Below are 13,367 nucleotides of genomic sequence, written 5' to 3' on the forward strand. Positions count from 1 at the left end.
GGCTCAGGGGCTCAGGGGCTCAGGGGCTGAGTTTCAGCTGGTGTGCAAATGCCGCCGGTTTCATTTGCAGCGGCCGGTAGGCCACCTCGGCCCAATCGGCGCTCATGTCGCGGTAGCGGCTGGAAAAAACCAGCCCGCTTTGCCCGGTCTGGTAGATGAACTGGGACTTCTCCAGATCGGCCAGGTCGTACACAGCGCGCAGCGAAGCAGCGTGGCGGTTGGCAAACGGGATTTTGGGATCGTTGGGCCAGTACTGGCCGACGTTGACGGTGAAGGAGTCACCGCCGGTTGGCACCTTCACATCAAACGCCCGAGCCAGCACTGGCACACTGCCAAACGGTCTGTGCACCGACACCGCCTGGTGGACCTTGCCCCATTGCCACGCCGAAATTGCGTCGCCATGGCTGGCCTGCAGGCGCGTCAGGGTCCGATCCAGCGCTGCGCTGGACTGCACAGCGCAGCCTGCGGCTCCGCACCAGAATCGGTCGTCGCGTTGCAGGATGTCTTCCATCGCGCTGCGGAAATGCCGCTTGCCGTACATCGCGGCAAAACGCTCCGCGCCCAGCTTGCCGCCAACCACACCGCGCGTAAACTCGTCGGCCCAGACCGAGACAATCAGCGGTGCTGCCGTGTTGGCCTGCATGTTGCCGTCAAAACCTGCCAGCGCCGCCTGCGCGTCTTTGGCCAGCGCATGCTGCGACGCGACTTTCTGTAAAAACGGCAGCAGCTTGACAGAGGCCAGGGAGAGCTGGTCACCCTGGATGGTTTTCATGGATGCGATATCGTGCTGGGGCGTGGCAGACAGCAACTTTTCAATGCGCTCAAAACGGTAGGGCACCACCCAGTCCTGGCCCATAAAAATCCCGTCGCCGGGCGTGGTCACCCGCTGGTTCCCATTGGCAAACCAGCCTTTGGCAGCGATTGCGGCGGCATTGCTCTGGGGGGTTTGCGCATACGGCAGCCAGCCCGCCCAGTCGTAGCGCACCTCCCAGCCGGGCGACGGAGCCAGGCCGCGGATATCGTTGTCGGCGTGACGCAGCGGCACCCTGCCCACGGCTTTGTAGGCCACCTTGCCCGCCACATCGGCCATCACCACGTTCTGCATCGGTGAGTGGTAATCGGCGTAGGCGGCGGTCAGTTCGTCGACCGACTGCGCGCGGTTGGCCCGCACGCCAGCCAGCACCGTGAGGTTGTCGGTCTCCAGTGCACTCCAGCGCAGGGCAAGTACATATTTACCCGTGTCAATGACCTCGCCATGGGCCTTTTGCACGTCGCTGAGCACCGGGCCGTGGCGGCTGCTGCGCACCGTCAGGCTGACGTCCGGCTTGCCCTTGACGGCGATGGTTTCACGGCGCGTCTTGAATTCGGCCCATTGCGGCTGTCCCGAAGCCCCCGGCACTCTGTACTGCTGCGGGTTGGCGGGGTTGATCTGTTCCAGATACAAGTCCTGCATATCGGGCCCGGTGTTGGTGAAGCCCCAGGCCACCTTGTCGGTGCGCCCCAGCACCACAAAAGGCAGGCCAGGCAAGGTGGCGCCAATGACGTCCATGCCGGGCTGGCTGAGCCCGCCCGGGGTCTGGCCAGCGGGGGCCTTCAAATGTGCAAAGTACCAGATGGCTGGCGCCGACAGGCCCAGGTGCGGGTCATTGGCGAGCAGCGGTTTGCCGCTTCGCGTACGGCTGCCGGGCAGCACCCAGTTGTTCGAGCCCTTGCCTTCGACGTTGCCCAGATTGCCAGACCAGTCCTGGATGCCCTGCGCCAGCTGGCTCCGCATGTCACCCAGGAGTTGAGTGTCAAAAGTGCCTCCAGCCCTTTCCCGACCTGTGCCAACAGCTCCTGTTTTAATAGCATCCGGTGGGGTTTTGTAAAGGCCCAACCCGGCGTACAGTTTTGAAAAATCAGTGCTGGAAGCGGGCGCTTCACCAGGGTAAGGCGTGAACAACTGCCACAGCTGTTCGGTGTTCAGCACCTGTGCGGCCGACAGACGTGCAAATTCGGTGCCCCAATTGCCGCCCAGGTCCAGCGCCATCATCAGCGACCAGCCCAGGCTGTCCTGCGGCGTCCAGGGCTGGCCCGTGCGCCCGCCTGGCTTGACCCCAAGGATGTGGAACTCCGGTGACAGCGCCTGTGAGCTGCTGGCGTAAAAAGCGTTGATGCCGTCGCTGTAGGCCTGCAGAGCGGCTTTGCCGTCGGCAGGCAATACCTGCCACTGGCGTGCTGCAGCTTCCATGATGCCGAGGGTACGCAGCAGCTTGTCGGTCTCCAGTGTGGCCTCGCCCAGTACCTCGGACAGCTCGCCGTGCATCACCCGTCGATTGAACTCCAGCTGCCAGCCACGCTCCTGCGCATGTACATAACCCAGCGCCAGCCACGCATCGTGCGGCGATTGCGCCTGGATGTGGGTCACGTCGGCTGCGTCGCGCGCCACGGTGACTGGGGCACCCAGGCCGGCCAGCTTCAGCTCGCCGTCCAGGGCGGGAAAACTGCGGTACACATACACCGCCAGAGCAGCCGCCAGAAGAACGGCCAGCAACAGCAGCAAGCCAAAAAATCGTTTGGTCCAGACCATGGGTGTCTCCTCTTGTTGGTATCGGTATATCGGGCCCCCACCCCACGGCCACCTGGACGCCGGTCAGGCGGCGGCGGGCTTGAGCTGCATGGATTTGAACTCCAGAAACTCTTCAAAACCATACACACCGTTTTCTCGGCCATTGCCAGATTGCTTGTAGCCGCCAAAGGGTGCGCTGCCATTGAAGGGGCCCCCGTTGATGTCCACCTGCCCGGTGCGCAGGCGACGCGCCACTTTCATCGCGTGTTCGTCGCTGCCACTCCAGACGCCGCCACCCAACCCGTAAATGGTGCTGTTGGCAATCGCCACCGCGTCTTCTTCGTCCTTGTAGGGAATCACCACCAGCACCGGGCCGAAGATTTCTTCCTGCGCGAGCGTGTCTGTGGCCTTGATCCCCAGGATCGTCGGCTGCACAAAGTAGCCTTTGGCCAGCGCTGGTGGCTCGGCACCGCCGGCAATCACATCGGCACCTTCTTCAATGCCGGTGCGGATAAAACCCAGCACACGTTCGCGCTGATTCGCACTGACCAGCGGGCCGAGCCTGCTGCCCTCTTCCAGGCTGGGGCCGACATTGAGCTTGGCAACTGCGGCCTGGGCCAGCGTCCTGACCTGGTCATAACGGCTGGCAGGCACGAGCATGCGCGTGTGGGCCGAGCAGGTTTGCCCGCTGTTGAGCATGCAGGCCGACACCGTGCCTTTGACGGCCGCTTCAAAGTCTGCGTCGTCCAGGATGACACTGGCCGACTTGCCGCCCAGCTCCAGCGCCACCCGTTTGACAGACTGGCTGGCCAGCTCGCTGACCCGTTTGCCGGCGCGGGTGGAGCCGGTAAAACTGACCATGTCCACTTCCGGGTGCGTGGCCAGCACCTCGCCCACTACCGGGCCCATGCCGTTGACCAGGTTGAACACACCGGGGGGCAAACCGGCCTCATGAATCACCTCGGCCAGGATCATCGCGTTGATGGGTGCGATTTCACTCGGTTTGAGCACGACGGTGCAGCCCGCAGCCAGCGCGGGTGCCACCTTCAGCGTGATCTGGCTGAGTGGAAAGTTCCAGGGGGTGATGCAGCCCACCACGCCTATCGCCTCACGCACCACCAACGAGTTGCCAACCTTCTTTTCCCACTCAAAATTGCGCGCCACCTTGGCGAAATTGCCCCAGTGCCAGGTGGGCCCGCCTACCTGCACCGCGCGTGCGATTTTCAAAGGCATGCCCACCTCGCGCGCTATGGCCAGTGCCAGCTCGTCCGTGCGGGCTTTCAGGCCAGCAGCCACCTTGTCGAGGTAGGCAGCACGCGCCTCTACCGACAAACCGGACCAGCCCTCAAACGCAGCACGTGCGGCAAGCACGGCACTTTCGGCTTCCAGCGCCGTCCCGGCCGGCACCGTGGCCATGATTTCTTCGGTGCTGGAGTCATGCACCGGCAGCGTTTCGGCCGATTGCGCTTTGACCCATTGGCCGTTGATGTAATGCGATGGATAACTTGTCATATAGGTGGTTTCAAAAGAAAGAGTTGCGAGAAAACGGCCTGCTGACCGGTAAATAAATCACAAGAAATGAAAGTGCCTCTTCTCCAGAAATTCGCTCGAAAAATGAGGCAGTAAGTATTCATATTGAATATCAGCCCCAGAACTGACATGACATTTGGTTACTAACACGTTGATTTATTTGTTGTTTTGCGTTAACCAAGTCACGCATTACCGCTTGCTTGTCTGGCGATGAAACCTTAATCTACCAGACCGCGAGCTTCGTATTGGCCTGTTCAGTGAAAGTTCTTAACCCCATGCGATGGATTAAACCTGATTTGAAAAGCAGTTTGCTGGGCCTGCTCAGTGGCGGTGAAGCCAGCTCGACCAGCCTGCAAAAACGCACTGAGGGCATTCGGCAACTGATGCTCAACGAACTCGGGGAGTTTGGCGAAAAACATTACCCGAAAATCGCCCTCCGGGTGCGCTACGCCCAGGACGCGCAAGGCCTCTGGTATGCCCGGGGTGATGTGATGGCGGTTCTGTCGGCCATGCAAGGCGAAACCATCGCCCGGCAAAAAGTCAGCGGCATCACCAAAATGTTTGACGGCCTGCTGCCCGGCGGGCTGGGGTCGCGCCGCAGTTCACTGACGAATTGAGGCTTGTCCGCACTCAGTGCGTGTGACCCCAGAGCAAAAACGCATCCCTGTCCTCCACCGCCAGGGTCACCTTGGCCCCCACCGGCAACACCACCTTGGTCGGCACATGGCCAAAAGGCAGGCCAGTCAATATCGGCGCCTTGATCTGCTTTTGCAACCAGGCCACCACTGTGGCCAGCTTGAAGCCGCGATCATGCGGCACCAGTTTGTAATTGGTGAATTGCCCCAGCACCACAGCTTTTTGCCTCGCCAGTACGCCCGCGTGCAGCAACTGGGTCAACATGCGCTCCAGCCGGTAAGGGTGCTCATGCACCTCTTCCAGAAACAAAATGCCGCCCTTGACATCGGGCAGGTAGGGCGTGCCGACCAGCGACGACAACACCGCCAGGTTGCCACCCCACAAAACCGCATTTTTGACGCTGAATTGGCCTTCAGCCCTTGCGCCACCTGCGCAAGCAGCTATTGAATCAATAGCGCTTTTAGGAAGTCGCCAGCCGGCGCCCTCGCCCTGCCCGCTGATCAGGTCGTCAAAGCAGGCCTCCATGATGTCATCGGGCTCGCCCTCCACCCCAAAGTCTTCGCCCAGTGCCGGGCCGGCCCAGCTAACGGCACCGGTTTTGGCCAACAGCGCGTTTTGCAGTGCAGTGAAGTCACTCAGGCCGACAAACCGCGTTCCGCGCGAGACGGCCTTGTCCAGCGCCTTGTAGTTGATGCGGGGCAGGATGCGGGTCAGGCCGTAGCCACCCCGCGAGATCAGCGCCACATCGGCGCCGCTGGCCGCCGCCCGGTTTATCGCGGCCAGCCGGGTGTCGTCGTCACCGGCAAAACGCTGGTGGCTGCTCAAGGCGGCTGCATCAACCTCCACCTCATAACCCAGTTTTTTCAGGCGCAATACGCCGCGCCTGAAGGCTGGCTTGTCGCGCACCGCGCTGCAGGGGGAGAAGATGTAGATATGTTTTTTCACGAACTGGAGTATCCCATTGCACCAGCCGTAAACACGCCAAGCGCTTGCTCTGCAATCGCCTGGCCGTGCTCCTGGACAAAATGCCCGGCCTGCTCCAGCACCAGGGGTGCGGGGCATCCTCGAATCACCTTCTGAAGCCCATGCATCACCGGCAAACCCAGCACCGGGTCTTGCGCCCCCACCGCCATCAGGGCCTGGCCCTGCCAGCGCTCGCGCCAGAAATCACGCGCCTGGCGCGACACGGCAGCGCCGTCCGAGTCTTCAAACTCCGGCACCATGGCCGGAAAGGCGCGCAGCGCTGCGCGGTGGCCTTTGTCGGGGAAAGGCGCGTTGTAGGCGGCGCATTCTTCTGCGCTCATCTGGGGATTGCCGCGTGCAAACAGCCGCGCCACGTCGAACTCGGCGTTTTTGGCGCACATCTCGCGCCAGGCTACAAAGCCCGGCGAAAGCGGGACATCGCCCGTTCCGAGTGTTGTGTTCATGACCAGCAGGCCGCGGTAGCGCTGCGGCGAGGCCATCGGAAGCGTCAGGCCCAGCAGGCCGCCCCAGTCCTGCACCACCAGCACCACGTTTTTTAAATCCAGGTGTTTCACCAACTCCAGCAGGATTTGCCGGTGCCGGCTGAAGGTATGAAAACCGTCTTTTTTGGGCTTGTCGCTTTTGCCAAAGCCAATCAGATCGGGCGCCACCACGCGGTGCCCAGCAGCCAGAAATAGCGGAATCATCTTGCGGTACAAAAAGCTCCAGGCCGGGTTGCCATGCAGGCACAACCAGGTCAATTGATCCGTTCGTGCTGAGCTTGTCGAAGCACCCTCGTCCAGGTAATGCATACGCAGGCCCGCCAGCGACGGCAAATCGCTGATGTAATGCGGCGCCCAGGGGTAGCCTGGCAAGGCATCAAAGGCCGTGTCAGGCGTGCGAAGCGCGTCATCACGCAGGGGATGGTTCATTTTTGTTTCCTTGCGTTGTTCGTCCCGCCTTTGCTGGAAAAAATCCTGCAACACGGCACCACATTCGTCGGCCAGCACCCCGCCCTGCACCCCGGTCTGGTGATTGAGCTGTGGATTGGCAAACAGGTTGACGACGGAGCCGGCAGCGCCGGTTTTCGGGTCAGACGCGCCGAACACCACACGTTTGAGCCGGGCGTGCAGCATGGCGCCAGAGCACATGGCGCAAGGCTCGAGGGTGACAAACAGCTCACAGTCGTCCAGGCGGTAGTTGCCATCGGCCGCCGCAGCAGCCCGCAGGGCCTGTATCTCAGCGTGGGCTGTTGGGTCATGCTTGCCAATCGGGCCGTTGCGCCCACTGCCGATGACGTGGCCATCGCGCACCAGCACCGCGCCAACAGGCACTTCACCCTCGGCAGCCGCCTGCCGGGATTGCGCCAGTGCCAGTTGCATGAAGTCGGCATCACTCATAAATGCTTCTCTTTTGATAGCTGCTTGCGCAGCCTGGACAAGGGCTACGGCCCACTTTTATGCTCAGGATAACCTGTCCGTCCAGCCGGCGAGCGCCTGTTCGTCGGGTGAACCGGCCGCATACATGGCCTGCATCGCCGCACGCGCCTCGGGCCGGTGCTGGTTGAGTTTGACCTTGCACTGCCAGTCAGTCACCTGGAGCTCGAAAGCCACAATGCCGGCCAGCATCTTGTGGACGAAGTCCTCACCCAGCCCGCGCCACTGTTCCGCATACGGCGGCTCGTGGTCACCGATCAGCTTTTTCAGCAAGGCGTCCTTACCGGCGGGATCTTCAATCAGCGTGGCCTGCACCGTGCAATGCACCGCCAGGTAGTTCCAGGTGGGCACGCGCGCCAGATCCGGGTACACCTTGGGCGACATGTAGGCGTGTGGACCCAGAAAGGTGACTACTGCCTGCGGCCTGGAGAGCAGATAGCGCCAATGCGGATTCGGTTTGGCGACGTGGCCGAGCAGCACAAAGTCCGTTTGCCCTGAGCCCGACGAAGGTCGCTCTTCGAGGTGCAGCGGCAGGTGCGTCACATAGGGAAGACCCGCCTCATCCACGCTGATGAGGCTGGCAAACGGGTGCTCTGTCATCAGCGCTGCAGCCTGAGCGCGATCACCTTTGAAGTGGGGAGGCAGGTACATGGCGAGAGTATGCGATGAAATGGGGGTGGGTGGGTTTAGCTCCGCGGGGATCCACCGTCCCGGGCCGCGCTCTCCTCAATGGCCCATCGAGGGCAATTGACTCGCCGGACGCTACGCTGGGCTATCCCGCTGACGCGGGGGACGCCGTCCTGTGGCCGCGCTCTCGCCAATTGCCCATCGAGGGCAATTGACTCGCCGGACGCTGCGCTGGTCGATCCCGCTGACGCGGGGCCCTCGCCCTTCGCTTCGCGTCCTCCTCGCCCTTCGCTGCTAGCCTTACTCCCACTCAATCGTGGCTGGTGGTTTGCTGCTGACGTCGTAGGTGACGCGGTTGATGCCACGCACTTCATTGATGATGCGGCTGGACACTTTTTTGAGCAGCGCATAGGGCAGCTCTGCCCAGTCTGCCGTCATGAAGTCGCTGGTTTGCACCGCACGCAGGGCCACGACGTAGTCGTAGGTGCGGCCATCACCCATGACGCCGACACTTTTCACCGGCAGAAACACAGTGAAGGCCTGGCTGGTCAGCTCGTACCAGCTCTTGCCGGTATCCAGGTCCTTGAAGTTGCGCAGTTCCTCGATGAAGATCGCATCGGCCTGGCGCAGCAGGTCGGCGTACTCTTTTTTGACTTCGCCGAGTATGCGCACGCCCAGGCCGGGGCCGGGAAACGGGTGGCGGTACACCATGTCATGCGGCAGGCCCAGGGCAACGCCAAGCTCGCGTACCTCGTCCTTGAACAGTTCGCGCAGCGGCTCCAGCAGTTTGAGGCCCAGTTGCTCGGGCAGGCCACCCACGTTGTGGTGGCTTTTGATGACCACAGCCTTCTTGCTTTTGGCGCCGCCGGACTCGATCACGTCAGGGTAAATCGTGCCCTGGGCCAGCCACTTGGCGCCTTTGTGGCCGCCATCACCAGCCTTGAGGCGCGCGGCCTCGGCCTTGAACACTTCGACAAACTCGCGGCCGATGATCTTGCGTTTGGCCTCAGGCTCGCTAACACCGGCGAGGTGACCCAGAAACTGATTGGCCGCATCAACCCGGATAACCTTCGCATGGAGCTTGCCGACAAACATGTCCATCACCATGTCGCCTTCGTTCAGACGCAGCAGGCCGTGGTCAACGAACACGCAGGTGAGCTGGTCCCCAATCGCGCGGTGGATCAGCGCCGCCGCGACCGATGAATCAACCCCGCCCGACAGGCCGAGGATGACTTCTTCATCACCCACTTGCTGGCGGATTTTCCCGACTGCTTCTTCAATGTAGTCGCCCATGATCCAGTCGGGCCGGGCGCCGCAAATGTCCAGAACAAAGCGGTTCAATATCGCCTGACCCTGGGTGGTGTGGGTGACCTCTGGGTGAAATTGCACAGCGTAAATTTTGCGCGCTTCATCGGCCATGCCGGCAATGGCGCAACTGCTGGTCGATGCCATCAGCTTGAAGCCTGGCGGCATCGCGGTGACGTTGTCGCCATGGCTCATCCAGACGTTCATCATGCCGTGACCATCGGCCGTGGTGAAGTCGGCGATTCCATCCAGCAGCGCAGTGTGGCCATGCGCGCGCAACTCGGCATGGCCGAATTCGCGCTTGTGGCCGCCTTCTACGGTGCCGCCCAGTGCCTCTGCAATGGCATACATGCCAAAGCAGATACCCAGCAAGGGGATGCCCAGTTCAAACACGGCTTTGGGGGCACGCAGGCTCTCGTCTTCCCACAGGCTGGCATGGCTGCCCGACAGAATCACGCCTTTGAGGTTTCCGTCTTTGGCGTAGTCACGCACCCAGTCGTCGGTCACATCGCAGGGGTGCACTTCGCAGAACACGTGGGCTTCACGGATGCGGCGGGCAATCAGCTGGGTGACTTGCGAGCCGAAATCGAGGATGAGAATTTTTTGGTGCTGCATGAGAGGCGTTTCAGGCAAAAAAAGAAAAAGGCGTCTCTCAAGACGCCCTTGGCAAGCCAAAGCGGTCAGTCTGCCCGGTAGTTGGGCGCTTCCTTGGTGATCTGCACATCGTGCACATGGCTTTCGCGTATGCCGGCCGTGGTGATCTCGACAAACTCCGCTTTGTTGCGCATGTCTTCAATCGTGGCGCAGCCGCAGTAGCCCATGCTGGCCCGCAGACCGCCGGCCATCTGGTAAACGATGCCGACCATGGACCCTTTGTAGGGCACCCTGCCTTCAATGCCCTCGGGCACCAGCTTGTCTGCATTCGGGTTACCGGTGGTGGCCTCCTGAAAATAGCGGTCAGCGCTGCCTTGCTGCATCGCGCCTATGCTGCCCATGCCGCGGTAGCTTTTGTAGCTGCGGCCCTGGAACAAAATCACTTCACCCGGTGCTTCCTCGGTGCCGGCAAACATGCCGCCCATCATCACCGTGCCGGCGCCGGCGGCGATGGCCTTGGCGATGTCGCCGCTGTAACGAATGCCGCCGTCGGCAATCAGCGGAATGCCACTGCCACGCAACGCTGTAGCCACGTTGTCGATGGCCATGATCTGAGGCACACCCACGCCGGCGACGATGCGGGTGGTGCAGATGCTGCCCGGGCCGATACCGACCTTGACCGCGTCGGCACCGGCCTCGGCCAGCGCCAGCGCAGCTGCGCCGGTGGCAATGTTGCCGCCAATCACATCGATCTGGGGATAGTTCTTTTTGACCCAGCGCACGCGCTCGATCACGCCGTGGCTGTGGCCATGGGCGGTGTCCACCACGATGGCATCCACACCGGCCCTGACCAGTGCCTCCACCCGCTCCTCGGTGCCCTCGCCCACACCGACGGCCGCGCCCACACGCAGGCGGCCCGAGGCGTCGCGCGCGGCATTGGGGAAGTTGGTCTGTTTGGTGATGTCCTTGACGGTGATCAGGCCCTTGAGCTCAAAATCGTCGTTGACCACCAGCACGCGCTCCAGCTTGTGCTTGTTCAGCAAGGCCTTGGCTTCGGCAGCCGAAGTGCCTTCCTTGACGGTGATGAGCCGTTCACGCGGCGTCATGATCTGGTGCGCCTTGACGTCGTAGCGGGTCTCAAAACGAAGATCGCGGCTGGTCACGATACCCACCACCTTGCCGCCGTCGCACACCGGAAAACCGGATATGCCCAGCTGCTCGGAGAGCTCCAGCACCTGCAGCACCGTGTGCTCGGGCGTGATCACCACCGGATCACGCACCACACCGGACTCATAACGCTTGACCTTGGCCACATGGGCGGCCTGCTGCTGCGGCGTGAGGTTCTTGTGAACAATGCCTATGCCACCTTCCTGAGCAATGGCAATGGCCAGCCGCGCTTCGGTGACCGTGTCCATGGCGGCCGACACCAAGGGCAAATTCAGGCGGATGTTTCTTGAGAACTGGGTGGAAAGCGAGGTGTCCTTGGGCAGGACCTGGGAGAACGCTGGCACCAACAATACGTCGTCGAAGGTGAGCGCTTTGCCGAGTAGGCGCATAGGGATAGCTCCAAAAACACGATTGTACCCGCGCCGCTCGGTACAAACCCTTGCGCCGGCCTGCGTGCTGCCGCGTTACAAAATAGCCGACGGGACCATGTGCCGGACATGATCTTCACCGGCACAGACCGCTACACTTCAATCCATGGACTTGACCCTCACCCCCAAATCGCTGTTGCTCTTGCTTGCGGCCTGGACTTTGTCCCTGTCAGCAGCGGCGCAGTGGCAGTGGATAGACAAGGACGGACGCAAGGTTTTCAGTGATCGCCCGCCGGCTGCCGATATCAAGGAAAAAGACATCCTGAAGCAGCCCGGCGGCAAGGGCCGTGCGGCTGTCGTGGTGGTACCGGCAGAAGCCAACGAGGCGGGCGCAGCAACCAGTGCGGCGGCCAGCGCTGCGACAGCGGCTACAGCGGCGGCAAAAGCCAATGCGCCCAAGCTGTCCGGCAAAGATGCCGAACTGCAAGCAAAAAAGAAAAAACTGGAACAGGAAGAAGCCGACCAAAAGAAGGCTGAAGCGGAAAAAGTGTCCTCCATCAAGGCAGAGAATTGCGAGCGAGCCAAAAAGGGCCTGGCATCCTTTCAATCAGGCGTGCGGGTTTCAACGGTGAATGCCAAAGGCGAGCGCGAGATCATGGACGACAACACCCGCGCGGCTGAAAGCAAACGCCTGCAGGCCATTATTGACAGCGAATGCAAATAGCTTGACGCGCAGGAGCCCGTGCGCGGCAGGATTCGCCCAGCGCCCGTGACAGCGTCAGTACCCGGCCTTGGCCCCCGCCCTTTTTTTGGCAAACAAACCGGACTTTTTGACACCCTGGGTGTTGAAGCGCTCGCGCCGCGCCACCTTGGGGTCCACCCGCAGCGGCCGGTAGATCTCCACACGATCCTGGTCACTGAGCACCTGCCCCAACCCGGCTTTTTTCCCCCATACCCCCAGCGCCAGACGCCTTGCGGCGAGTTCAGGAAATTCCGCCATCACCCCACTGGCGGCCAGCGCCTGCCCAGCGGTGCTGCCGGATGGCAGCTCCAGGGACCATTCGCGCACCTGCCGGGGTGCCGGTGAATAAGCCAGTGTGATCTTCATTCGCCCGCCCGCATCAGGCCTCGGCTTCGCCATACACCTGGGCCGCGCGTTTGACAAAAGCATCCACCAGGCTTCCCGCGATCTTGTCAAACACCGGGCCGACCAAAGCCGCCAGGGCGGGGTTGTCAAAGTCATAACGCAAGGTGAAATTGACCTTGCAGGCGCGCTGGCTGCCATCGCCCAGCGGGGTGAAGTCCCAGTGACCGTCCAGCTTCGAGAAAGGCCCATCGACCAGTTTGAGGGAGACCTTGCGGTCCTTGACGTGGGTGTTGCGGGTGGTAAAACTCTGGCCGATGCCTGCAAACGCGATGCCGACCTTGGCCGTCATGCCCTGGGCGTCTTCAGAGCTGACTTCAGCATGATCGCACCAGGGTAAAAATTGCGGGTAACTGGCTACGTCGGTGACCAGGGCAAACATTTCGGCGGCGCTGTACCAGATGAGAACGGACTTGTGAACGGTTTTCATACAATCATGGGCTGCGCCCGATTGTATTAGCCGGCGCCGCCCCTACCTTTTCCTACATGGCCACCAAAGAAGCATCCTCCAAAAAACCGGCCGCAGCCTCTTCCGGAAAACCAACTGGCAAGCCCGCTGCCAATCTCACGCCCAAGGCCGCCGCTGCGGCGGTGCGGATTGCAGACAACAAAAAGGCCACTTTCAATTACCACATTGAAGAGCGTTTTGAGGCCGGCATGGTGCTGGAAGGCTGGGAGGTGAAGTCGCTGCGCGAGGGCAAGGTGCAGTTGACCGACGGTTATGTGGTGATCCGCAATGGCGAACTTTTCATCATCGGCTGCCAGATCAATCCACTGGGTACCGCCTCGACCCACATCCGGCCGGACTCGGTGCGCACCAAAAAGCTGCTGATGCACAAGGAAGAGATCCGGCGGCTGATTGGCAAGATCGAGCAAAAAGGCTACACGCTGGTGCCACTGAACCTGCACTGGAAAGCCGGCAAGGTCAAATGCGAAGTGGGTCTGGCCAAGGGTAAGGGGGAACACGACAAGCGCGACACCATCAAGGACCGCGAAGGCAAGCGCGAGGTGGAGCGGGCCATGAAGTCCCGCAGCCGCTGAGCTGCAGG

At 61.7% G+C, this 13,367-nt stretch carries 12 protein-coding genes; 3 read left to right on the forward strand and 9 right to left on the reverse strand.

Annotated features, from left to right (window positions below; all coding sequences use genetic code 11):
* Window positions 1-19 precede the first annotated feature (19 nt).
* Together Q8L50_RS00370 and Q8L50_RS00375 are read right to left on the reverse strand one after the other, a co-directional pair.
* Window positions 20-2,569, reverse strand: coding sequence for a penicillin acylase family protein (locus Q8L50_RS00370; RefSeq protein ID WP_305346659.1), 2,550 nt, complete (start codon window positions 2,567-2,569; stop codon window positions 20-22).
* Between the two features lie 63 nt (window positions 2,570-2,632).
* On the reverse strand, window positions 2,633-4,060 hold the full coding sequence (locus Q8L50_RS00375; protein WP_305346660.1) for an aldehyde dehydrogenase family protein: 1,428 nt from the start codon (window positions 4,058-4,060) through the stop codon (window positions 2,633-2,635).
* A 293-nt stretch (window positions 4,061-4,353) separates the two neighbouring features.
* Here Q8L50_RS00375 and Q8L50_RS00380 point away from each other — a divergent pair, with 293 nt between their 5' ends.
* On the forward strand, window positions 4,354-4,695 hold the full coding sequence (locus tag Q8L50_RS00380) for a hypothetical protein (RefSeq protein WP_305346661.1): 342 nt from the start codon (window positions 4,354-4,356) through the stop codon (window positions 4,693-4,695).
* Window positions 4,696-4,708: 13 nt separating this feature from the next.
* On the opposite strand, the gene Q8L50_RS00385 is transcribed toward Q8L50_RS00380, so the two are convergent.
* The 5 genes from Q8L50_RS00385 to guaB form a co-directional block, all read right to left on the reverse strand.
* Entirely contained in the window at window positions 4,709-5,659 is a 951-nt protein-coding gene (locus Q8L50_RS00385) for an LD-carboxypeptidase (protein WP_305346662.1), read from the reverse strand.
* Window positions 5,656-7,077 (reverse strand): tRNA adenosine(34) deaminase TadA, encoded by a 1,422-nt coding sequence (gene tadA / locus Q8L50_RS00390; protein ID WP_305346663.1) that lies wholly within the window; start codon window positions 7,075-7,077, stop codon window positions 5,656-5,658. Before tadA ends, Q8L50_RS00385 begins: the two co-directional genes overlap by 4 nt.
* Before the next feature lie 63 nt (window positions 7,078-7,140).
* Window positions 7,141-7,764, reverse strand: a complete 624-nt coding sequence (locus Q8L50_RS00395; protein WP_305346664.1) for an FMN-binding negative transcriptional regulator — start codon at window positions 7,762-7,764, stop codon at window positions 7,141-7,143.
* A 276-nt stretch (window positions 7,765-8,040) separates the two neighbouring features.
* Window positions 8,041-9,660, reverse strand: a complete 1,620-nt coding sequence (gene guaA / locus Q8L50_RS00400) for a glutamine-hydrolyzing GMP synthase (RefSeq protein ID WP_305346665.1) — start codon at window positions 9,658-9,660, stop codon at window positions 8,041-8,043.
* Between the two features lie 65 nt (window positions 9,661-9,725).
* Window positions 9,726-11,195: an IMP dehydrogenase gene (gene guaB / locus Q8L50_RS00405; RefSeq protein WP_305346666.1), complete on the reverse strand. Its 1,470-nt coding sequence runs from the start codon at window positions 11,193-11,195 to the stop codon at window positions 9,726-9,728.
* Window positions 11,196-11,340: 145 nt separating this feature from the next.
* On the opposite strand from guaB, the gene Q8L50_RS00410 reads away from it, so the two are divergent.
* Window positions 11,341-11,898: a DUF4124 domain-containing protein gene (locus tag Q8L50_RS00410; protein WP_305346667.1), complete on the forward strand. Its 558-nt coding sequence runs from the start codon at window positions 11,341-11,343 to the stop codon at window positions 11,896-11,898.
* A gap of 54 nt (window positions 11,899-11,952) precedes the next feature.
* Here the strand turns inward: Q8L50_RS00410 and Q8L50_RS00415 are convergent, their stop codons facing one another.
* Entirely contained in the window at window positions 11,953-12,282 is a 330-nt protein-coding gene (locus tag Q8L50_RS00415; RefSeq protein ID WP_305346668.1) for an RnfH family protein, read from the reverse strand.
* 13 nt (window positions 12,283-12,295) lie between these two features.
* Entirely contained in the window at window positions 12,296-12,748 is a 453-nt protein-coding gene (locus Q8L50_RS00420; protein ID WP_305346669.1) for a type II toxin-antitoxin system RatA family toxin, read from the reverse strand.
* A gap of 56 nt (window positions 12,749-12,804) precedes the next feature.
* On the opposite strand from Q8L50_RS00420, the gene smpB reads away from it, so the two are divergent.
* Window positions 12,805-13,359, forward strand: coding sequence for an SsrA-binding protein SmpB (gene smpB, locus Q8L50_RS00425; protein WP_305346670.1), 555 nt, complete (start codon window positions 12,805-12,807; stop codon window positions 13,357-13,359).
* Window positions 13,360-13,367: the final 8 nt, after the last annotated feature.

Origin of the sequence: Polaromonas sp. (assembly GCF_030680935.1) — a bacterium.
Lineage (GTDB): Bacteria > Pseudomonadota > Gammaproteobacteria > Burkholderiales > Burkholderiaceae_C > Polaromonas.